Genomic DNA, 20,555 nt, shown 5'->3' with positions numbered 1-20,555 from the left:
CGGCGGTCGGTCAGCCGGCGAGCTCGGCGCGGGTGGCGAGGAGGGTGTCGCGCTCGTCCTCCGAGAGGCCGCCCCAGACGCCGAAGGCCTCGCGGGTGGCGAGGGCGTGCTCACGGCACCGCTCGATGACGGGGCAGGCGCCGCAGATCTCCTTCGCGGCGGCGACCCGGAGGCGGCGAGCCGCGCCGCGCTCACCCTCCGGGTGGTAGAAGGCGTCGGTGTCGGTGGAGCGGCAGCGCCCCTCGTACTGCCACTCCCAGAGCTCGGCGACAGGTCCCGGCAGGTGTCCCAGGTCGGCCATGGCGGCGTCCCCCCTCGTGATGCGTTCTCTTCGTCGACCGTGGGGACTGCTCGTCCGTGCTGCCGACCTCGTTGGCAAGGACGCTACGAACCGGTTGCCCAGGTCGACACCCCCAGATCGTCAGGATTCGTCCAAGATCGGCGGGACTTGGTCAAGAGATGGTCATGACGGGTTGCGAAGGGGGCCCGCGTCCGGTGGGTGGGTGGCCCAGGTCACTCGACCTCACCCCTTCGCCCGGACCGTCGAGATGTGGTCCGGGGCACCCCCGGACGACGCCTACGATGGGTCAATGGCTCTCGGTTCCTCCTCCGGTCCCCTCGACTCGACGCCTGAGCACGACCCCTTCGCCAAGGTGGGTCTGACCTACGACGACGTCCTGCTCCTGCCCGGCTACAGCGAGCTCGCGCCGAACGATCTCGACACGACGACCCGGCTGACCCGTGAGATCACGCTGCGCACGCCCCTCGTCTCCGCCGCGATGGACACGGTGACGGAGTCGCGGATGGCGATCGCGATGGCCCGCCAGGGCGGCATCGGTGTGCTGCACCGCAACCTCTCGATCCAGGACCAGGCGTACCAGGTCGACCTCGTGAAGCGGACCCAGACCGGCATGGTGACCAACCCGATCACCATCGGCCCCGACGCGACCCTCGAGGATCTCGACAACCTCTGCGGCGAGTACCGCGTCTCCGGCCTGCCGGTCGTCGACCCGGACAACGTGCTCATCGGCATCATCACCAACCGTGACCTGCGTTTCACCCCGGTCGCCGAGTGGACGACGACCCTCGTCCGCGACGTCATGACGCCGATGCCGCTCATCACGGCGCCCGTCGGCATCAGCCGCGAGGACGCGACCACCCTGCTGCGGCAGCACAAGCGCGAGCGGCTCCCGATCGTCGACGAGGGCGGCCACCTCGCCGGTCTCATCACGGTCAAGGACTTCGTCAAGAGCGAGCAGTTTCCCAACGCGAGCAAGGACGGCCAGGGGCGCCTCCTCGTCGGCGCCGCCATCGGCTACTACGGCGACGCGTGGGAGCGCGCGACGACGCTCATCGACGCGGGGGTCGACGTGCTCGTCGCCGACACCGCGCACGGGCACGTCCGGATGCTCCTCGAGATGGTGCAGCGCCTCAAGAGCGACCCGGCGACCAAGCACGTCCAGGTCATCGGCGGCAACGTCGCGACGACGGAAGGCGCACAGGCCTTCGTCGACGCGGGCGTGGACGCGGTCAAGGTCGGTGTCGGGCCGGGCTCGATCTGCACCACCCGCATCGTCACCGGCGTCGGCGCCCCCCAGGTCACCGCGGTCTACGACGCGTCGCTGGCCTGCCGGCCCGCTGGTGTCCCGGTCATCGCCGACGGCGGCATGCAGCACAGCGGCGAGATCGCCAAGGCGATCGTCGCCGGCGCGGAGGCCGTCATGGTCGGCTCGCTGCTCGCCGGCTGCGAGGAGAGCCCGGGCGAGCTGATCTTCGTCAACGGCAAGCAGTTCAAGGCCTACCGCGGCATGGGCTCGCTCGGCGCGATGAGCAGCCGCGGCAAGAAGTCGTACTCCAAGGACCGCTACTTCCAGGCCGAGGTCGAGAGCGACGACCAGATCGTCCCCGAGGGTGTCGAGGGCCGGGTCGCCTACCGCGGCGCGCTCTCGGCCGTGACGCACCAGATGATGGGCGGCCTGCGGCAGTCGATGTTCTACGTCGGCGCGCGGACGATCCCCGAGCTCCAGGAGAAGGGCCGCTTCGTGCGGATCACCTCGGCCTCGCTCAAGGAGAGCCACCCGCACAACCTCCAGGGCATCGTCGAGGCGCCGAACTACTCCGTCGGCGGCTGAGCTCCCGGCCGACCCGCACCCTCTCCCTCTTTTTCGCACGAGCCAAGGCTCCTACCCGAAATTTCGGACAGGAGCCTTGGCTCGTGCGAGGTCAGGGGTGGGGGAGGTCCGCGGTGATCGCATCGCGGTAGCTCAGGAGGTGGGCGCCGCCGTCCGCGGTGCGGTCGACGGACTGCGCCGCGAGGATCGCGTGGGCGATCGCTCGGCTGATGCAGCGGGCCGCCTCGGTCTGCAGGGCCACCAGGACGAAGGGGTCGGGTGCCGGGCGGCTGCCCGTGGCCAGGGCGAAGATCGTGTCCCCGTCGAAGGCGGTGTGCACGGGGGAGAGCGCGCGGGCCAGCCCGTCGTGGGCGACCCGGGCGAGCATCCCGCACCCCGCCTTGGCGAGGGTCGCGTCGGTGGCGACAACCCCGATCGTCGTGGCCGTCCCCGCGCGGAGCGCCGCGGTCTCGGCGGCCCGCTCGTCCCAGTACGCCGCGACCCGGCCAGGGTCCGGCGCAGGGAGGGTGGCCCGCTCCTCGTCGGTGAGCAGGGGAGCGGCGAGGAGGGTCCCGTCCGCGGCCAGGGGTGAGCCGACTGCGTTGACGACGACGAGCGCTCCGACCGTCGTGCCGTCCGGCAGGACCGCGCTCGCCGTGCCGACGCCACCCTTGAGCCCCCCGGCGCGGGCACCCGTGCCGGCGCCGACACCCCCTTCGTCCACCGGACCGTCGGAGGCGGCGAGGTAGGCCGCCCGGCCGTCGTGCGCCCCCGGGTGGTGCCGCCAGGCGCCACCGCGCCCGAGGTCGAAGACGATCGCGGCCGGGACGATCGGCACGACCTGACCCTCCTCCGGGCCGGCCGGCCAGCCCCGGCCGTCGTCCGCGAGGGCGGCCATCGCGCCTTCGGCCGAGGCAAGACCGAAGGCGCTGCCGCCGCTCAGCACGACCGCGTCCACCGCGTCGACCGCGTGACGGGGGTCGAGGAGGTCGGTCTCCCGGGTCCCCGGACCGCCGCCGCGCACGTCGACGCCGCCGACCGTCCCGACCGGGGGCACGACGACCGTCGTCCCGGTGAGCCAGCCCGGTTCGTCGCGGGTCGCGTGGCCGACCCGGAGGCCGGGCAGGTCGGTGATGGCGTCGAGCGGTCCCGGGGGTGCGAGGTCCATGTCCCCAGCATGCTTGACTGCCGGGATGCCGAGCACCGACACCACCGGGATCCGCGTCCTCGATGGCCACAACGACCTGCCGTGGCACCACCGCGAGCTCGCCGGCCACGACCTCGACCGTTGTGACATCTCCGAGCACCAGCCCGCGCTGCACACCGACCTGCCGCGGATGCGTGCGGGCGGCCTCGCAGCTCAGCTGTGGTCGGTCTGGGTGCCATGCGAGCTCCAGGGCGAGGCCGCGGTGGCCGCGACGCACGAGCAGATCGACTTCGTCGAGGCGATGTGCGCCCGCTACGACGAGATGGTGCTGGCGCGCACGGCAGCCGACGTCGAGGCGGCCTGGGCGGACGGGCGCCACGCGGCGCTCATCGGCATGGAGGGCGGACACTCGATCGACGAGAGCCTCGAGCACCTCGAGGCCTTCGCCGCGCGGGGCGCGCGCTACCTGACCCTGACGCACAACGACAACACGCCGTGGGCCGACTCGGCGACCGACGAGCGGGTGCACGGCGGGCTGACCGACTTCGGCCGCGAGGTCGTGCGGCGGATGAACGCGCTCGGGATGATGGTCGACCTGAGCCACGTGAGCGCCGAGACGATGCACCAGGCGCTCGATACGACCTCACGGCCCGTCGTCTTCAGCCACTCCGGCGCGCGGGCGGTCACCGACCACCCGCGCAACGTGCCCGACGACGTGCTCACCCGCATCCCCGGCAACGGGGGAGTGGTCATGGCCAACGTCGTGCCGAAGTTCGTCAACCAGGCCCGCGCCGACGAGGTCCTCGGCCGCACCGACATCGTGCCCGACCCGGTCGCGACGGTCGCCGACGTCGTCGCCCACCTCACGCACCTGCGCGAGGTCGTGGGCATAGAGCACGTCGGCATCGGCGCGGACTACGACGGCGTCGACGAGACCCCCGTCGGGCTCGAGGACGTCGCGACCTACCCGGTGCTGCTCGCCGCGCTCGCCGAGCAGGGCTGGTCGCGGGCCGACCTCGAGGCGCTGGCGCACGGCAACATCCTGCGCGTGCTCCGCGACACCGAGGCCTGACCCAGCGGGGGTCAGCCGGCGGGCGGAGGCGGCGGGGGCGCGGCACTGCCTCCGCCGCTGCCCCCCTGCGGGGCGGGCGGCGGGACGGAGCTGCCGCCACCCGAGGAGCCCTTGGCCACGGCCTCCTTGGCCTTCGTCGAGGCCTTGGTGATCTTCGTCGAGTACTTGCCCTTGGTCTGCCGGTCGACGACAGCCCCGGCCTTGTCGATGTAGGCCTGGGCCTTGTCCGGGTTGTTCTTCGCCCACTGACGGGCCGCCTCCGCGGCGGTCGCGAGGACCGTGATCTTCCCAAACTTTGCCATCGTGCTCTCCTTGCTGTCGACGTGCTGCGTCCAGCACAACACGTCCGGCCCCCGGTTTGATCCCGGACGACCCGACGAGATCAGCGGATCCCCCTTCGTGGCCCACGACGGTCGCCGCGGCGCCGCCCCGTAGGCTGGGACGGTGAACGAGATCGAGATCGGGCGTGGCAAGCGGGGCCGTCGGGCCTACTCCTTCGACGACATCGCGGTGACCCCGTCGCGGCGCACGCGTGACCCCGAAGAGGTCTCGCTCGACTGGCAGATCGACGCCTACCACTTCGACATGCCGGTCATCGCCGCCCCGATGGACTCGGTGATGTCGCCCAGGACCGCGATCGCCTTCGGCCAGCACGGCGGCCTGCCGGTGCTCGACCTCGAGGGCGTGTGGACCCGCTACGAGGACCCCGAGCCGGTCCTCGCGGAGATCGCGACCCTCGACCCGGCCGTCGCGACGACCCGGATGCAGGAGATCTACTCCGCCGAGATCGTCCCCGAGCTCATCACCGAGCGGCTCCGCGAGATCCGCGCCGCCGGGGTCACCGTCGCCGGCGCGCTCAGCCCGCAGCGCACCCAGCAGCACTGGAAGACCGTCGTCGACGCCGGCGTGGACCTCTTCGTCATCCGCGGTACGACCGTCTCGGCCGAGCACGTGAGCAGCCGGGCGGAGCCGCTCAACCTCAAGCGCTTCATCTACGAGCTCGACGTCCCCGTCATCGTCGGCGGCGCGGCGAGCTACACCGCGGCGCTGCACCTCATGCGCACGGGCGCGGCGGGCGTGCTCGTCGGCTTCGGCGGCGGGGCCGCGCACACGACCCGGCAGACGCTCGGCATCCACGCGCCCATGGCCAGCGCCATCGCCGACGTCGCCGCCGCCCGGCGTGACTACCTCGACGAGTCCGGCGGGCGCTACGTGCACGTCATCGCCGACGGCGGGCTCGGCACGAGCGGCGACATCGTCAAGGCGGTCGCCGTCGGCGCGGACGCGGTCATGCTCGGTGCGGCGCTCGCGCGGGCGACCGACGCCCCCGGCCGGGGCTACCACTGGGGTGCCGAGGCCCACCACGGCGAGCTGCCGCGCGGTGCTCGCGTCGAGGTCGGCTCCGTCGCCAGCCTCGAGGAGGTCCTCTTCGGCCCCAGCCGCCAGCCCGACGGCACGACCAACCTCATGGGCGCGCTGCGCCGGGCCATGGCGACGACGGGCTACACCGACGTCAAGGAGCTCCAGCGCATCGACGTCGTCGTCTCCCCCCACCGGCCCAGCTGAGCGGCCTTCGCGCGGGACGTCGGCAGGTTGCCCCCAGCGGGGCGACGTGCCGGACGCAAAGGGACGTACGTCTCAGCGAAGGGCATACCCTGGTGCCGTAGGAGCCGCAGGCTTACCGTGGGGTAATGACGTCCGAGATCATCGCCGATCCTGAGCTCGACCCGACCGCGACCTATGTCGTCGACCCGAAGCGGGCCCGCCAGCTCGCCGCCCGCGTCGTGGCCTCGCCCAGGGCGGAGACGTTCACCCGCACGTCGCCGATGACCGGTGCCCCCATCGCGTCCCTGCCGGTCTCGACCGAGGCCGACGTGCAGCGCGCCTTCGCCTCGGCCCGCGCGGCCCAGCCCCGGTGGGCAGCGACCTCGCACGAGCAGCGGCGCCGGATCTTCCGCCGCTTCCACGACCTCGTCCTCGAGCACCAGGTCGAGCTGCTCGACCTCGTCCAGATCGAGGCCGGCAAGGCCCGGCTGCACGCCTTCGAGGAGGTCCTCGACTGCGCCATCGCCTCGCGTCACTACGCGGCCAAGGCGGAGGGCTACCTGCGCACCACCAAGCACCTCGGCGCCGTGCCGGTGCTCTCCCAGGCCCGGATGCTGCGTCACCCCAAGGGCGTCGTCGGCATCGTCTCGCCGTGGAACTACCCGCTGAGCCTGGCGATCACCGACGCCATCCCCGCGCTCCTCGCCGGCAACGCCGTCGTCCTGCGCCCCGACCAGCAGGGCTCGCTGAGCGCCCTCGCCGGGATCGAGCTGCTCCACGAGGCCGGCCTGCCCGAGGGCGTCTTCCAGGTCGTGCTCGGCCCCGGCCGCAGCACCGGTCAGGCGGTCGTCGACGGCGGCGACTACGTCTGCTTCACCGGCTCGACCCCCACCGGCCGCAGCGTCGCCGAGTCCGCCTCGAAGCGGCTCGTCGGCTACAGCCTCGAGCTCGGGGGCAAGAACTCCGTCTACGTCGCCGACGACGCAGACCTCGGCCGCGCCGTCGACGGCGCCGTCCGCTCGTGCTTCGCCTCCGCCGGCCAGCTGTGCATCTCGACCGAGCGGCTCCTCGTCCACGAGGGCATCTACGACCGCTTCGTCCCCGCCTTCGTCGAGCGGGTCAAGGCCCTGCGCCTCGGGACCGCCCTCGAGTACGGGTACGACATGGGCAGCCTCGTCTCCCAGGACCAGCTCGACACCGTGACCCGGCACGTCGCGGACGCCGTCGCCAAGGGCGCCACCCTGCTGACCGGCGGCAACGCACGACCCGACCTCGGCCCCTTCGTCTACGAGCCGACCGTCCTCACCGGGGTCACCTCGGCGATGCTCTGTCGCGACGAGGAGACCTTCGGCCCGGTCGTCTCCATCTACCGGGTCGCCGGCGACGACGCGGCTGTCGCGCTCGCCAACGACACCGAGTACGGCCTCAACTCCTCGGTCTGGACCAAGGACACCGCCCGCGGACGCCGGATCGCGGCCCGGATCAAGACGGGCACGGTCAACGTCAACGAGGCCTACGCCGCCGCCTGGGGGTCCATGGGTGCCCCGATGGGGGGCATGAAGGACTCCGGGGTGGGCAGACGCCACGGCGCCGAGGGCATCCTCAAGTACACCGAGAGCCAGAACGTCACCGTCCAGCACCTCATGCCGATCGCGCCGTCGATGGGCCTGTCCGACGAGCGCTACGCGAAGGTCATGACCCTCGGGGTGCGGCTCATGAAGGCCGCGGGCCTCTCATGACCACGCAGGGGCGGACCGACGCGACCGTCGACACCGACGTCGTCGTCGTCGGGTCCGGCTTCGGCGGGTCCGTCGCGGCCCTGCGGCTCGCGGAGAAGGGCTACTCCGTCGTCGTGCTCGAGGCCGGGCGTCGTTTCCGTGACGAGGACTTCGCGCAGACGAGCTGGGACCTCAAGAACTTCTTGTGGGCTCCCAAGCTCGGCTGCTACGGCGTGCAGCGGATCCACCTGCTCAAGGACGCGATGATCCTCGCCGGCGCCGGCGTCGGTGGCGGATCGCTCAACTACGCGTGCACCCTCTACGTCCCGCCGGAGCACTTCTTCCGGGACCGGCAGTGGGGTCACATCACCGACTGGCAGGACGAGCTGGGGCCGCACTACGCCATGGGCCAGTCGATGCTCGGCGTCGTGACCAACCCGTGCGAGGGCCCGGTCGAGCAGGCGATGCGCGACACCGCCGCGGACATGGGCGTCGCCGACACCTTCCGCAAGACGCCGGTGGGCATCCTCTTCGGCGAGGGCAACGCGCCGCAGGAGCAGGGCCGCACCGTGCCCGACCCGTACTTCGGGGGAGCCGGGCCGGAGCGCACGACCTGCACCGAGTGCGGCAACTGCATGGTCGGCTGCCGCGTGGGTGCCAAGAACACGCTCGTGAAGAACTACCTCGGTCTGGCCGAGCGGCTCGGTGCCGAGGTGCGTCCGATGCGCACGGCGACCCGGCTCGGCATCGTCCCGGGCACCGAGGACGCGCCCGTCTACCGCGTCCGCCACGAGGCGACCGACGACCGGGGCGACCGCAGCGCGCGTGTGATCACCGCCCGGCACGTCGTCCTCGCCGCCGGCACCTGGGGCACCCAGCACCTGCTCCACGAGATGAAGGCCGACGGCGAGCTCCCGCGCATGAGCGGGCGGATGGGCGAGCTCACCCGGACGAACTCCGAGGCCCTCGTCGGCGCGCTCGCCGCCAGCCCGCCGTCGGGCGAGGCCGACCTCACGAAGGGGGTGGCCATCACCTCCTCCTTCTACCCGGACGCGAGCACCCACATCGAGAACGTCCGGTACGGCAAGGGCTCCGACGCCATGGGCATGCTCACGACCCTGCTGGCGCCGCCGCGCACGGGTCGTGCACCGCGCGTGCTCAAGCTCCTCGCCGACCTGCCACGACACCCGCGAGCGCTCAAGGCGTGGTTCCCGCCGGGCGTCCACTTCGCCGACAGCACCGTCATCGGGCTCGTCATGCAGTCGCTCGACAACTCGCTGACGACCTCGCTGACGACGGTCGCCGGGCGTCGTCGCCTGACCTCCAGGCAGGGGCACGGCGAGCCCAACCCGACGTACATCAAGGTCGGTCACGACGGGATCCGCGCGCTCGCGGCCCGGCTCACCGAGCGGATCGGCATCCCCTTCTACCCCGGCGGCACGTGGGGCGAGGCCTTCGACATCCCGATGACGGCGCACTTCCTCGGTGGTGCGCCGATCGGTGACTCCCCGGAGGCCGGCGTCATCGACCCCTACCAGCGACTCTGGGGCTACCCCGGGATCAGCGTCGTCGACGGCACCGCCGTGAGCGCCAACCTCGGGGTCAACCCCTCGCTGACGATCACCGCGCAGGCCGAGCGGGCCTTCTCGCTGTGGCCCAACAAGGGCGAGGCCGACCAGCGACCCGCGCAGGGCGAGGCGTACGCACGGCTCGACCCGGTCCCGGCGCGCACCCCCGCGGTGCGGGCCTTCACCCACGAGGCGTCGCGCCAGGTCGACCTCGGGATGCCCAGCGTCGCTCCGCCGCCGGAGGAGGTCGACCTCGTCGGCCCGGACGAGAGCTGGCGTCGGGCGACCACCTGACGGACTCCCTTCGCTCGTCCTCTGCGGTTTGCGGAGGGTGCCCCACCCTGAGAGCATGGATACCCCCATCCGTATCTCAGGAGGTCGACCATGGCAACCGTCCGCACGATCGAGACGAGCTCGCTCGGGGACCGGAGCTATCTCGCGCACGACGGAGAGGTCGCCTTTGTCGTCGACCCGCAGCGCGACGTCGACCGGGTCCTCCGGCTCGCGGAGGAGGAGGGGGTGCGGATCACACACGTCCTGGAGACCCACATCCACAACGACTACGTCACGGGCGGGCTCGTGCTCGCCGAGCGCACCGGCGCGGCCTATCACGTCAACGCCGACGACGAGGTCTCCTTCGAGCGGGTCGGCGTGCGCGACGGTGACGTCATCGAGGTGTCCCCGTCGTTGCGGGTCCGGGTGGTCCACACGCCCGGCCACACCTTCACCCACCTCAGCTACGTCCTCGAGGCGACGGCCGAGGGTGACGCGGTGGCCTTCACCGGCGGTTCGCTCCTCTTCGGCACGACCGGTCGGCCGGATCTCCTCGGCCAGGCCCACGCCGAGGAGCTCGCCCGGCACCAGCACGCCTCTGCCCACCGGCTCGTCGACGAGGTCCCTGACTCCGCCGCGGTCATGCCCACCCACGGCTTCGGCTCCTTCTGCTCCGCGACCCAGAGCGACGCCGACGAGTCGACGATCGGCCGAGAGCGGACCGCGAACCCCGCCCTGACCCAGGACGTGGAGACCTACGTCCGAGAGACCCTCGACGGGCTCGACCTCTATCCCGCCTACTACGCGCACATGGGCCCCGCGAACGCCTCCGGCCCCCCGGAGGCCGACCTCACGGTCCCGGTCCGCGCGGACAAGGTCGAGCTCGCGAGGCGGATCGACGCCGGGGAGTGGGTCGTCGACCTGCGCACCCGCAGGGCCTTCGCCGCCGGTCATGTGCCGGGCACGTACAACGTCGGGCTCGACGGTCAGATGTCGACGTGGGTGGGCTGGGTGGTCCCGTGGGGTGCCCCCGTCACCCTCCTCGGGGAGAGCGAGGACGAGGTCGCCGAGGCCGTCCGTGAGCTCGCCCGGATCGGCTACGACAACACTGCGGCCAGCGCGACCGGGGGACCGCGGGAGTGGACCGACGGCGACCTCGCGACCCTGCAGCGCGCGGACTTCGGCGATCTCCTGCAGGTGCGGCACCACCGGCCGGTCGTGGTCCTCGATGTCCGCAACCCCAAGGAGCACGCCCAGGAGCACCTCGACGGCGCCGTGAGCATCCCGCTCGGGCAGCTCGTCGACCGGGTGGCCGACGTCCCCGACGGTGAGGTCTGGGTCCACTGCGCGAGCGGGTACCGCGCCTCTGTCGCCGCGTCGATCCTCGCCGCCCGTGGGCGCCAGGTCGTCGTGATCGACGACGACTTCGACAAGGCCGGGCAGGCCGGTCTGGTGATCGTCGGGTCCTGATGGGCCGCCCAGGTCGACCACGTAGCCTGGCCGGGTGCTGAGGACCGCGACCCGACCCCGGTGGCTGGGTCTGCTCGTCCTCGCGCTCGTGCTTGCCGCCCTCGCCGTCTTCCTCGGGAGGTGGCAGTGGGCCGCCGCGCACGACAAGGCGCGCGAGGACGCCGTCCGGGAGGTCCAGGAGCGTCCCGTCGAGCCGATCACCGAGGCGATCAAGCCGCTCGAGTCCTTCCCCGACGACGGGTCCGGCCAACGGGTGCGGGCGAAGGGGGAGTACGTCGCCGAGGGCGGTTTCGTGGTCGTCGACCGGCTGCTCGACGGGCGTCACGGGGGCTGGGCGGTCGAGCGCTTCGTCGTCGCGGGGACCGGGGCCAACCTGCCGGTGGTCCGGGGCTGGCTGCCGCCCGACCAGGAGCCGCCGGAGCCGCCGACCGGCGAGCTCGAGATCGTTGCCTCGCTGGCACCGGGAGAGGCCCCGGACACCCGTATCGACCTGCCGGAGGGGCGAGCCTCGACGATCGACCTCGGCCGGCTCGTCAACGCCTGGCCGGGCGAGCTCTACAACGGCTTCGGCTTCGCCATGGAGGAGCGTACGGGCGGCGCAGACGTCGCCCCGGTCGGTCTCGAGCGCGTCCCGCCGCCGCTGCCGGACACCTCGATCGACTGGCGCAACGCCAGCTACGCCGCCCAGTGGTACGTCGTCGCCGCCTTCGTCCTCTGGATGTGGTGGCGGATGATGCGGCAGGAGGCCCGCCGCGAGCGCGACGCCGACGAGGCTCCCGACCCGGCCGGCACGCCCGCGGCCGCCACTTCGTCCAACGCCTCAGACCCAGGAGAGTCATGACCCAGCCGACCAGGACCCAGACCACGCCGGATCAGCTCCGCACGGCGCTGACGATCTTCCGCGTCACCGCGATCATCGCGGGTCTGGCGATGTTCGTGCTCATCCTCGAGATGGTCCTCAAGTACGGGATGGACAACGACGTGCTCACGTGGTGGAGCCCGGTGCACGGCCTGATCTTCATGGTCTTCGCCGCGGCGACCGCAAACCTCGGCCTCAAGGTCGGCTGGTCCGTGGGCCGGATGATCCTCATCCTCGTGCTCGCGTGCATCCCCTTCCTCGCCTTCGTCGAGGAGCGTCGGGTCGTCCGCGAGGTCGAGCCGCTCACCCGCTGACACCCCTCGCCACAGCTGCCCGGGCTCGTGCGAAGGGGGCTGCGAAGGGGGAGGAGGGCACCCCTTCGCCCGCGGGTAGCCTGAGCCCGTGACGGATTCGCTCAAGCAGCACCCGGTCCTCGTCGTCGACTTCGGTGCCCAGTACGCCCAGCTCATCGCCCGACGGGTCCGTGAGGCCAACGTCTACAGCGAGGTCGTCCCGCACGAGATGACCGCGGAGGAGATGCTCGCCAAGGAGCCGGCCGCGATCATCCTCTCCGGAGGCCCCAGCTCGGTCTACGAGGAGGGCGCGCCGCGCCTCGACGCCGCGCTGCTGCAGGCCGGGGTCCCGGTCTTCGGCATGTGCTACGGCTTCCAGTCGATGGCGCAGGCGCTCGGCGGCACCGTCGCCAAGACCGGTCTGCGCGAGTTCGGCAGCACCCGTGCCCAGGTCACCGACCGGGAGTCGACCCTCTTCAACGGGCAGCCCGAGGACCAGTCGGTGTGGATGAGCCACGGGGACTCCGTCACCGAGGCCCCCGAGGGCATGACCGTCACCGCGACCACCTCCGGCGCCCCTGTCGCCGCCTTCGAGGACGACGAGCGTCGGCTCTACGGGGTCCAGTGGCATCCCGAGGTCATGCACTCGACCTTCGGCCAGCGGGTGCTCGAGAACTTCCTGCACCGTGGCGCCGGGCTGCCCGGCGACTGGACCGCGAGCAACGTCGTTGACGACCAGGTCGCCGCGATCCGCGAGCAGGTCGGTGAGGACCGTGTCCTGTGCGCCCTCTCCGGCGGCGTCGACTCCTCCGTCGCGGCCGCGCTCGTCCAGCGTGCCGTCGGCGACCAGCTGACCTGCGTCTTCGTCGACCACGGGCTGCTGCGGCAGGGCGAGGCCGAGCAGGTCGAGCAGGACTTCGTCGCGGCGACCGGCGTCGACCTCGTCGTCGTCGACGCCAAGGAGCAGTTCCTCACCGCCCTCGCCGGCGTGACCGAGCCCGAGGCGAAGCGCAAGATCATCGGTCGCGAGTTCATCCGGGTCTTCGAGCAGGCGGCACGCGACGTGGTCGAGGACCGCGGCGACGCTGAGCACCCGGTGAAGTGGCTCGTCCAGGGCACGCTCTACCCCGATGTCGTCGAGTCCGGCGGCGGTTCCGGCACGGCCAACATCAAGAGCCACCACAACGTCGGCGGCCTGCCCGACGACCTGCAGTTCAGCCTCGTCGAGCCGCTGCGTGCGCTCTTCAAGGACGAGGTGCGCCAGGTCGGTCGCGAGCTCGGCGTGCCCGACGCGATCGTCGACCGCCAGCCCTTCCCGGGGCCCGGCCTGGGTATCCGGATCATCGGCGAGGTCAACGAGGACAACCTCGACATCCTCCGCCGGGCCGACGCGATCGCCCGCGAGGAGCTCACCGAGGCCGGTCTCGACAAGGAGATCTGGCAGTGCCCGGTCGTCCTGCTCGCCGACGTCCGCTCGGTCGGCGTCCAGGGCGACGGCCGCACCTACGGGCACCCGGTCGTCCTCCGGCCCGTTTCCTCCGAGGACGCGATGACCGCGGACTGGACGCGCGTCCCCTTCGACGTCCTCGCCCAGATCTCGACCCGGATCACCAACGAGGTCGAAGAGGTCAACCGGGTCGTCCTCGACGTCACCTCCAAGCCGCCGGGCACCATCGAGTGGGAGTGAGCCTGCCGTGAGCTCACCGGGGATGGCCGCCGCCGAGTGGTTCCTCCGTCGCGTGGCGGTGGGGCCACCCCTTCGCGCCTATCTCCGGCTCACCGTCGAGGGACGTGAGCATGTCCCGCAGACGGGACCGGTGATCATCGCGAGCAACCACCTGAGCTTCGTCGACTCGATGGTCGTCCCGCTGGCCGCGGGGCGCACGGTCGGCTTCCTCGGCAAGGCCGAGTACGTCACGGGCACGGGGGCGAAGGGGTGGCTGAGCCGCCTCTGGTTCGGCGAGTTCGGGGGGATGATCCCGGTCGATCGCGACGACCCGCGGGGGGCCGCGCGCTCGCTGGAGCTCGCCGAGGAGCAGCTGCGGTCGGGGGGAGCCTTCGGGATCTACCCCGAGGGCACGCGCTCGCGCGACGGGCGGCTGTACCGGGGCAAGCCGGGGGTCGGCCGGCTGGCCGTCGCGACAGGGGCCCCCGTGGTCCCGTGCGCCCTCATCGGCACCGATCGCGTCCAGCCCGTCGGGGCGAAGGGGCTGCGTCCCCACCGCGTGACGGTGCGCTTCGCGCCCCCGGTGGACGTCGCGGGACTGTCCGAGGAGCACGTCAAGAGCCGTCTGCACCGGGCGATCACCGACGCGACGATGGACGCGATCGCGCAGCGCTCGCCCCAGGTGCGGGCCGACACCTTCGCCGATCGCACCTGACTCTCGCTCCCGCCATCTCCCTGGCGCACGAGCCAAGGCTCGTACCCCTGTCGGCCCGCACAGGCCAAGGCTCGTACCCCTGTTGACCCGCACGAGCCAAGGCTCGTGCGCTCTTGGGCGACAGGAACCTTGGTTCCTGCGAGATCTGGGGACAGGAGCCTTGGCTCGTGCGAAGGGGGACGGGGCGCGGGGAGCGGGTCGGTAGGCTGATGCGGTGCTGAGAACCACCGCCGCCGTCATCGCCGGCAAGGCCGCGCGCACCGCCGCCCGGCTCCGAGGAGGCGGGACCGGCGGGTCGGCGCTCCCCGGGCTCGTCGCCGAGCGGGTCGACCCCGGATTCCTGGCCCACGCCCTGCGGGACGTACCCCAGGTCGTCGTCGTCTCCGGCACCAACGGCAAGACGACGACGACGAAGATGCTCGTCGCGCTCCTGCGCGCCCACGGCAAGCAGGTCTTCACCAACCCGACCGGGAGCAACTTCACGCGCGGCGTGATCTCCGCGATGCTCGCCGAGCTGCCCCTGCGTGGCCGGCTCCAGGCCGATCTCGCGGTCCTCGAGCTCGACGAGGCGCACGCGCTCCACTTCGCGAAGGCGGTCGCGCCCACCCACGCGCTGCTGCTCAACGTCGCCCGCGACCAGCTCGACCGTTTCGCCGAGATCGACCACACCGCACGGCTGCTCAGCACGCTCGCCGGCCAGACGACGACCGGTGTCGTGCTCAACGTCGACGACCCCTACGTCAACCGCATCGCCGCCGACCTCGCGCCAGGCGTCGAGGTGCGCTGGTTCGGGCTCGACGAGTCCATCGCCGACCGCCTCGGCGAGCTCCAGGAGCAGGACGTCCGCGAGCAGGCCGAGTACACCCCGCCTGCGGCCGGGACCGGCGACGGCTTCCTCCGCCCGGTCGACGAGCAGCAGCTCGAGATCCTCTTCGGTCGCCAGGGCGAAGGGGGGTCCGTCGGCCCGGTCACCCTGCGGCAGCGGGGTCTGGCCGCGATGATCAACGCGACCGCCGCGACGACGACCGCCCGGATGCTCCTGGGCGGCAGCTTCCGCCCCGACGCCGCCGAGCACTCGCTGCGGACGGTTCAGCCCCCCTTCGGCCGGGGTGAGGTGATCGACGCCGACGGCCAGCCGCTCGAGCTCGTCCTCGTGAAGAACCCCGCCGGATTCACCGTCGCCCTGAGCACGTACGGGTCGACGCCGAGCGCGACGATGATCGCGATCAACGACGACTACGCCGATGGCCGCGACGTCTCCTGGCTCTACGACGTCGACTTCTCCTCCTTGCGGGACAAGGGAGTTGCGCTCACCTCCGGGGTGCGCGGCTGGGACATGGCGCTGCGGCTCCAGTACGACGACGTGCCCGTCGCCTCGACCGAGACCGACCTCGAGCGGGCGCTCACGACCTTCCTCGCGGACCACCGCGACGAGCCGAAGCGGATCTTCACGTCGTACACGGCGATGCTCTCCCTGCGCCGGCTGCTCTCGCAGCGCTACGACCTGCCGGAGATGGGCGAGGACGCCCAGGACAGCAAGGAGGCGGGCGCGTGAACCAGCGTGACGTCACGATCCTCGGCGAGCCGGAGAAGTCCGGCCTGCCCGCCGACCCCGGCCAGGAGGGCAAGGGCGAGATCCACCTCGTGCACCTCTACCCGCGCGAGATGAGCATCTACGGCGACCTCGGCAACACCCGCTGCCTCGCGGCCCGGATCCGGCGCCACGGCTACGTGCCCGTCGTCCACCAGCACCACCCGGGCGAGCCCTTCCCCGAGCAGGTCGACCTCGTCGTCGGCGGAGGCGGCCAGGACTCAGGCCAGGTCAAGGTCGAGGCCGACCTCGCCGCGATCGGTGAGCGCCTCCGCTCGCTCGCCGACGAGGGCGCCGCGATGCTCATGATCTGCGGCATGTACCAGCTCTTCGGCAACGCCTTCATCACCGTCGAGGGCAAGCGCCTGCCGGGCCTGGGCATCCTCGACGTCACGACCCAGGGCAACGAGAAGCGGATGATCGGCCCCGTCGTGCTCTCCACCGACCACGGCGACGTCGTCGGCTACGAGAACCACTCCGGCTCCACCACGCTCGGCGCCGGCCAGGCCCCCTTCGGCCGGGTGCGCCACGGCATGGGCAACAACGGGAGCGACGGCACCGAGGGCGCGATCCGCGACCACGTCGTCGGCTCCTACCTCCACGGCCCGGTCCTGCCCGCCAACCCCCAGCTCGCCGACGCCCTCATCGGCTGGGCCGCCGAGCACGCGACGGGATCCCCCTTCGTCCCCGGAGAGCTCGACGACACGGTCGCCCGCGAGGCCCAGCAGCGGCAGGTCCGGCGGCTGCTGGCCTGATCAGGCGTCCTCGAGCTCCTCGCCGCTCGCCTTGGGCATGAGCGACCACGCGAGCCAGCCGAGCGCCCCGAGCGGCACCTCCAGGAGGTGCGTGAAGATCGAGAAGAGCACGACCCCGGCCATCGCCGCCGCCGGGTCGGCGCCCCACGCGACGAGCGCCGCCGCCGTGCCCGTCTCGGTGACCCCGAGCCCCCCCGGCGTCACCCCGACGGCCGTGAGCAGCCGCCCGATCGCGTAGGCCGCGAAGAGCTGACCGAAGGGGAGGTCGGTGCCGGTCGCGCGCGTGCAGAGCAGGAAGAGCACGTAGTAGAGACCGAAGAAGCCGACCATCCCGAGCGTCATCTTCAGCCAGCCGGTCTGGACGGTGTCGGCGATGCGGCTGCGGAGGTCGGCGAGGGTGGTCTCGACCTTGTCGGTGTGGCTGCGGCGGACGAGCCGGATGCCGCGGTCGATCGTGCTGCCCGCGAGCCGGGCACCACGGTCGGTCGCGACGGCCAGCACGAAGACGGCCAGGACGATGCCGCCGGTGATGATCGCGGCCCAGGCGGCCTCCTCCATCCGCGACGGCAGATCCTTTGCGCCCCAGGAGAGCCCGAAGATCGCGATGATCGGCAGGGCGGCACGGGAGAGGATGTTCCACACCCCGGTGACCACGGCCATCGTCGTGACGCGAGCGGCGGAGAATCCCCAGGACTTCGCGATCGTGTACGTCGCCGCCAGGCCTACCGCGCCCCCGCCGGGCAGGAGGTTGCTCACCGACGAGCCGCAGAGGTTGAGGATGAGCGCACGGGGGTGGCTCAGGCCAGGCATCGCCCCGACCATGACGAAGGTGTAGCAGTAGAGCCCCGCGACGACGAGGGCGGTGAAGAGCAGCGCCTGCGCCGGGTGGACCGTGCCGAGGACGCCGAAGACCTCGCCCCACGACGTCTGCGCGAAGTAGGGCAGGCCCCAGATGAGCAGGACCGCGGCGAGTCCCAGCCCGACGACGGCCTGGACGACGCGCTTGACCGGTATACGGCGGGGGCTCGTGGGGGCGGCGGTCATCGGACGTCCTCGAAGACGTCGCGCCGGATCGTCGAGCCGGGCGGGAGATCGGGGTCGCGGTACCACTCGCGCGCGAAGACGAGGTCGTAGAGCGGGCGCGGGATGCGCAGGAAGGCCCCGAGCGTGCGGGAGTCGCCGCCGCTGGCCTGGCTCGCGTGGGCGCGCATCGACGCGCGCTTGGCCCGGATGTGCCGGCGGACCGAGATGCGATGGGTGATCTCGGCCCGGGCCGAGTAGGCGTGGTCGAAGGAGGCCCGGTCGAGCTCGGGCGGGAAGCGGTAGACCTTCGCGACGAGGTCGAGGGCCCGGGTCATCGTGTCGCGGGGGACCGTCGCCTCGAGGACGCGAAGGGGCAGCCCGCTCGCCTCGCGGTGCCGGCGGGCCGCCTCCGCCCCGACCTCGTGGACGCGGACGTGGTCGCGGTGCCCGTAGCCGCCGTTGCGGTCGTAGGTGAGCAGGACGTCGGCGCGCTCCTCGGCGAGGACAGCGGCGACGCGGTCTGCGGCCTCGGTCAGCGGCGTGCGGGCGAATCGGGTGCGTCCGGGCGGGTCGGGGTAGAGCTCGGGACCGCTGCCGGAGTCGGCGTAGCCGAGCTCGACGACCCGGGCGACGCCGAGCGCCTCGGCGCTCGCGGCGAGCTCCCGGCTGCGGGTCGAGGCGAGGGCGTCCCCCGTCGTGCCGAAGGTCTCGTCGGCCAGGCCGAGGGCGCCGTCGGTGGCGACCACGAGGACGACGCGGTGGCCCTGCGCCGCCGCCCGGGCCATCGTGCCGGCGGTGAGGAGGGCCTCGTCGTCGGGGTGGGCGTGCAGGGCGACGAGCGTCCGGCGACCCGGGGTCTGCGAGGTCATCGGGGCAACTGTCCCACAGCGGCGTGGCAGGGTTGGGGACGTGAAGATCGCGCTGCTCTCCGACTGCTACCCGCCGCGCGTCGGTGGCATCGAGTCGCAGGTGAGCGACCTCGCGGCGCGGCTGGTCGGCGCCGGCCACGAGGTGGAGGTCTTCACGGCTACCGCCGGGCCGAAGGGGGAGTGCCGCGGGGCGATCGAGGACGTCCCGGTCGCGGGGGGGCGGGTGGGGGTGCACCGCCTCGCCGAGCCGCTGCTCGGGGGGCTTCCGGTCAACCCTCTCGCCGTGGGGGAGATGCGAGATCGCTTGCGGGACGGGGCGTTTGATGTCGCGCACGTGCACGTCGGCGTGGTCTCGCCTTTCGCCTGGGATGCGGCGCGGGTCGCGACGCGGCTCGGGGTGCCGACGGCCCTGACCTGGCACTGCGTGCTCGACCGTGCGGCGACCGGCTACCGCGCGACGGGGGTCCTGCGCCGGTGGGTGGAGCGGGGCGCGGTGCTGTCGGCGGTGTCGAGCTTCGCGGCGCGGCAGGTCGAGGCGGCGGCGCCGGCCGGGACCGAGGTCGCGGTGCTGCCCAACGCGATCGACCTCCAAGCGTGGGCCCCCCGCTCCCTGAGCCGCATGATCCCCAAGGTGCGAGGAGCCTCGAAGGGTGAGGTCCGACTCGTCTCCACCCTGCGCCTCGTCCCCCGCAAGCGCCCCGTCGAGCTCGTCGAGGCCTTCGCCGCGGCGGGGGTCGCCGACCGCGCCCGTCTGGAGATCATCGGCGACGGTCCGCTGCGTGGCCGGGTCGCGGCGCGCATCGCCGACCTGCGGCTCACGGGCCGGGTGATCCTGCGCGGCCGTGTCGACCGGGCCGCGCTGCTCGAGACCTACGCACGCGCCGACGGCTATCTCGCGCCGACGAGGCTCGAGGCCTTCGGCATCGCGGTGCTCGAGGCGCGCGCCGCGGGCCTCCCGATCGTGGCCATGGGCGGGTCGGGGGTCGACGACATCGTCGAAGACGGCGTCGACGGGCTGCTCGTGACAGACGACGCGGCGCTTGCCGCCGCCATCCGGCGGCTCGTCGACGACGAGCTCTGGCGGTCGCAGATCTCTGAGCACAACGCCACCGTCCCGCCACGGCAGAGCTGGGGCGCCGTGCTCGTCGACGTCGAGGCCGAGTACCGCCGAGCGAGGGCGTCCCGATGAGCGTCCGGCTGAGGGTCGCCCCCGCCGGGGGGACCGAGGCGACGGTCATCCCCCTTCGTCATGGTCTGGACCCGAGGTCCGCGCTGGCGGAGGTGGGCTGGCACGACCCGACCTACCTGCGGGCCGCCCGACCCTCCGGTGAGCCCGGCGTCGTCGTCATCGACGTCGAGGCGAGCCCGGGGGAGGCGGTGGCCGCCGACGAGCCCGCCGCGACCGCCGCCGACCCGGCCCTCGAGATCGCCGCCGGCGAGGTCGCCGTGCCGCACCAGCGGCTCGCCGCCTACGCGGTCGTCGTCGAGGAGGGCGCCGTGCTGCTCACCCAGCTCTCCGAGCGAGTCCACCTCGTCCCTGGCTGGTGGAACCTCCCCGGCGGAGGTGTCGACCCGGGCGAGGACCCGGTCGACGGTGTCGTCCGCGAGGTGTGGGAGGAGACCGACCAGCGGCTCGAGCCCGGCGAGCTCATCGACGTGCACACCCAGCACTGGCTGGGTCGGGCGCCGAGCGGGGTGCTCGAGGACTTCCAGGCGATCCGGCTCATCTTCGCCGGACGGGTGCGGCAGCCGACCGAGCCCGTGATCCACGACGTCGGCGGCTCGACCGCCCAGGCCCGGTGGGTGCCGCAGGCCGAGCTCGACGACCTGCCGCTCGTCCAGACGATCGCCCTGCTCCGCCAGGCCGGGCGGCTGTGACG

General features: G+C 72.5%; 19 protein-coding genes. 14 read left to right on the top strand and 5 right to left on the bottom strand.

Annotated features, from left to right (window positions below; translation table 11 throughout):
- Nucleotides 1-10 precede the first annotated feature (10 nt).
- Nucleotides 11-301: a WhiB family transcriptional regulator gene (locus JNO54_RS13055; RefSeq protein ID WP_204144283.1), complete on the bottom strand. Its 291-nt coding sequence runs from the start codon at nt 299-301 to the stop codon at nt 11-13.
- A 289-nt stretch (nt 302-590) separates the two neighbouring features.
- Here JNO54_RS13055 and guaB point away from each other — a divergent pair, with 289 nt between their 5' ends.
- The gene (gene guaB / locus JNO54_RS13050; protein WP_204144282.1) at nt 591-2,132 is read left to right on the top strand and encodes an IMP dehydrogenase; all 1,542 of its coding nucleotides are present in this window, start codon (nt 591-593) and stop codon (nt 2,130-2,132) included.
- A gap of 91 nt (nt 2,133-2,223) precedes the next feature.
- Here the strand turns inward: guaB and JNO54_RS13045 are convergent, their stop codons facing one another.
- Nucleotides 2,224-3,279 (bottom strand): P1 family peptidase, encoded by a 1,056-nt coding sequence (locus JNO54_RS13045; RefSeq protein WP_204144281.1) that lies wholly within the window; start codon nt 3,277-3,279, stop codon nt 2,224-2,226.
- A 25-nt stretch (nt 3,280-3,304) separates the two neighbouring features.
- On the opposite strand from JNO54_RS13045, the gene JNO54_RS13040 reads away from it, so the two are divergent.
- The gene (locus JNO54_RS13040) at nt 3,305-4,330 is read left to right on the top strand and encodes a dipeptidase (RefSeq protein ID WP_204144280.1); all 1,026 of its coding nucleotides are present in this window, start codon (nt 3,305-3,307) and stop codon (nt 4,328-4,330) included.
- 11 nt (nt 4,331-4,341) lie between these two features.
- On the opposite strand, the gene JNO54_RS13035 is transcribed toward JNO54_RS13040, so the two are convergent.
- On the bottom strand, nt 4,342-4,632 hold the full coding sequence (locus JNO54_RS13035; protein ID WP_204144279.1) for an antitoxin: 291 nt from the start codon (nt 4,630-4,632) through the stop codon (nt 4,342-4,344).
- 142 nt (nt 4,633-4,774) lie between these two features.
- Between JNO54_RS13035 and JNO54_RS13030 the strand changes: the two genes are divergently transcribed.
- From JNO54_RS13030 to JNO54_RS12985, 10 genes are all read left to right on the top strand, one after another.
- On the top strand, nt 4,775-5,896 hold the full coding sequence (locus JNO54_RS13030) for a GuaB3 family IMP dehydrogenase-related protein (protein WP_204144278.1): 1,122 nt from the start codon (nt 4,775-4,777) through the stop codon (nt 5,894-5,896).
- 125 nt (nt 5,897-6,021) lie between these two features.
- Nucleotides 6,022-7,614, top strand: coding sequence for a succinic semialdehyde dehydrogenase (locus JNO54_RS13025; protein ID WP_204144277.1), 1,593 nt, complete (start codon nt 6,022-6,024; stop codon nt 7,612-7,614).
- Nucleotides 7,611-9,455 (top strand): FAD-binding protein, encoded by a 1,845-nt coding sequence (locus JNO54_RS13020; RefSeq protein WP_204144276.1) that lies wholly within the window; start codon nt 7,611-7,613, stop codon nt 9,453-9,455. The genes JNO54_RS13025 and JNO54_RS13020 overlap by 4 nt, the downstream gene beginning before the upstream one ends.
- A 90-nt stretch (nt 9,456-9,545) precedes the next feature.
- Nucleotides 9,546-10,904: an MBL fold metallo-hydrolase gene (locus JNO54_RS13015; RefSeq protein ID WP_204144275.1), complete on the top strand. Its 1,359-nt coding sequence runs from the start codon at nt 9,546-9,548 to the stop codon at nt 10,902-10,904.
- Nucleotides 10,905-10,938: 34 nt separating this feature from the next.
- A complete protein-coding gene (locus tag JNO54_RS13010) occupies nt 10,939-11,745 on the top strand; it encodes an SURF1 family protein (RefSeq protein ID WP_204144274.1) in 807 nt (268 codons plus the stop codon).
- On the top strand, nt 11,742-12,077 hold the full coding sequence (locus JNO54_RS13005; protein ID WP_204144273.1) for a DUF3817 domain-containing protein: 336 nt from the start codon (nt 11,742-11,744) through the stop codon (nt 12,075-12,077). Before JNO54_RS13010 ends, JNO54_RS13005 begins: the two co-directional genes overlap by 4 nt.
- An 88-nt stretch (nt 12,078-12,165) precedes the next feature.
- The gene (gene guaA / locus JNO54_RS13000; RefSeq protein ID WP_204144272.1) at nt 12,166-13,743 is read left to right on the top strand and encodes a glutamine-hydrolyzing GMP synthase; all 1,578 of its coding nucleotides are present in this window, start codon (nt 12,166-12,168) and stop codon (nt 13,741-13,743) included.
- A gap of 7 nt (nt 13,744-13,750) precedes the next feature.
- Nucleotides 13,751-14,437: a lysophospholipid acyltransferase family protein gene (locus JNO54_RS12995; protein WP_307818215.1), complete on the top strand. Its 687-nt coding sequence runs from the start codon at nt 13,751-13,753 to the stop codon at nt 14,435-14,437.
- A 214-nt stretch (nt 14,438-14,651) separates the two neighbouring features.
- A complete protein-coding gene (locus JNO54_RS12990; RefSeq protein ID WP_204144271.1) occupies nt 14,652-15,992 on the top strand; it encodes a Mur ligase family protein in 1,341 nt (446 codons plus the stop codon).
- Entirely contained in the window at nt 15,989-16,783 is a 795-nt protein-coding gene (locus JNO54_RS12985) for a type 1 glutamine amidotransferase (RefSeq protein ID WP_204144270.1), read from the top strand. The genes JNO54_RS12990 and JNO54_RS12985 overlap by 4 nt, the downstream gene beginning before the upstream one ends.
- On the opposite strand, the gene JNO54_RS12980 is transcribed toward JNO54_RS12985, so the two are convergent.
- Nucleotides 16,784-17,827: a lysylphosphatidylglycerol synthase transmembrane domain-containing protein gene (locus JNO54_RS12980; protein WP_204144269.1), complete on the bottom strand. Its 1,044-nt coding sequence runs from the start codon at nt 17,825-17,827 to the stop codon at nt 16,784-16,786.
- Nucleotides 17,824-18,675, bottom strand: a complete 852-nt coding sequence (locus tag JNO54_RS12975) for a PIG-L deacetylase family protein (protein ID WP_204144268.1) — start codon at nt 18,673-18,675, stop codon at nt 17,824-17,826. The genes JNO54_RS12980 and JNO54_RS12975 overlap by 4 nt, the downstream gene beginning before the upstream one ends.
- Before the next feature lie 40 nt (nt 18,676-18,715).
- On the opposite strand from JNO54_RS12975, the gene JNO54_RS12970 reads away from it, so the two are divergent.
- Nucleotides 18,716-19,864 (top strand): glycosyltransferase family 4 protein, encoded by a 1,149-nt coding sequence (locus JNO54_RS12970; RefSeq protein ID WP_204144267.1) that lies wholly within the window; start codon nt 18,716-18,718, stop codon nt 19,862-19,864.
- Nucleotides 19,861-20,553, top strand: coding sequence for an NUDIX domain-containing protein (locus JNO54_RS12965; protein WP_204144266.1), 693 nt, complete (start codon nt 19,861-19,863; stop codon nt 20,551-20,553). Before JNO54_RS12970 ends, JNO54_RS12965 begins: the two co-directional genes overlap by 4 nt.
- Nucleotides 20,554-20,555: the final 2 nt, after the last annotated feature.

Origin of the sequence: Janibacter endophyticus (assembly GCF_016888335.1) — a bacterium.
In the GTDB taxonomy this organism is placed as follows: Bacteria; Actinomycetota; Actinomycetes; order Actinomycetales; family Dermatophilaceae; genus Marihabitans; species Marihabitans endophyticum.
The sequence above is the reverse complement of the archived record's forward strand: the minus strand, read 5'-3'. Positions and strand labels throughout refer to the sequence as shown.

Bases quoted from the DNA above. Each gene is read 5' to 3' on its own strand.
- JNO54_RS13055 (WP_204144283.1), bottom strand. From the start codon at position 301: ATGGCCGACCTGGGACACCTGCCGGGACCTGTCGCCGAGCTCTGGGAG.
- JNO54_RS13005 (WP_204144273.1), top strand. From the start codon at position 11,742: ATGACCCAGCCGACCAGGACCCAGACCACGCCGGATCAGCTCCGCACG.
- JNO54_RS13025 (WP_204144277.1), top strand. From the start codon at position 6,022: ATGACGTCCGAGATCATCGCCGATCCTGAGCTCGACCCGACCGCGACC.
- JNO54_RS13020 (WP_204144276.1), top strand. From the start codon at position 7,611: ATGACCACGCAGGGGCGGACCGACGCGACCGTCGACACCGACGTCGTC.
- JNO54_RS12980 (WP_204144269.1), bottom strand. From the start codon at position 17,827: ATGACCGCCGCCCCCACGAGCCCCCGCCGTATACCGGTCAAGCGCGTC.
- JNO54_RS12965 (WP_204144266.1), top strand. From the start codon at position 19,861: ATGAGCGTCCGGCTGAGGGTCGCCCCCGCCGGGGGGACCGAGGCGACG.
- JNO54_RS13035 (WP_204144279.1), bottom strand. From the start codon at position 4,632: ATGGCAAAGTTTGGGAAGATCACGGTCCTCGCGACCGCCGCGGAGGCG.
- JNO54_RS13045 (WP_204144281.1), bottom strand. From the start codon at position 3,279: ATGGACCTCGCACCCCCGGGACCGCTCGACGCCATCACCGACCTGCCC.
- JNO54_RS13015 (WP_204144275.1), top strand. From the start codon at position 9,546: ATGGCAACCGTCCGCACGATCGAGACGAGCTCGCTCGGGGACCGGAGC.
- JNO54_RS12975 (WP_204144268.1), bottom strand. From the start codon at position 18,675: ATGACCTCGCAGACCCCGGGTCGCCGGACGCTCGTCGCCCTGCACGCC.
- JNO54_RS13040 (WP_204144280.1), top strand. From the start codon at position 3,305: ATGCCGAGCACCGACACCACCGGGATCCGCGTCCTCGATGGCCACAAC.
- guaB (WP_204144282.1), top strand. From the start codon at position 591: ATGGCTCTCGGTTCCTCCTCCGGTCCCCTCGACTCGACGCCTGAGCAC.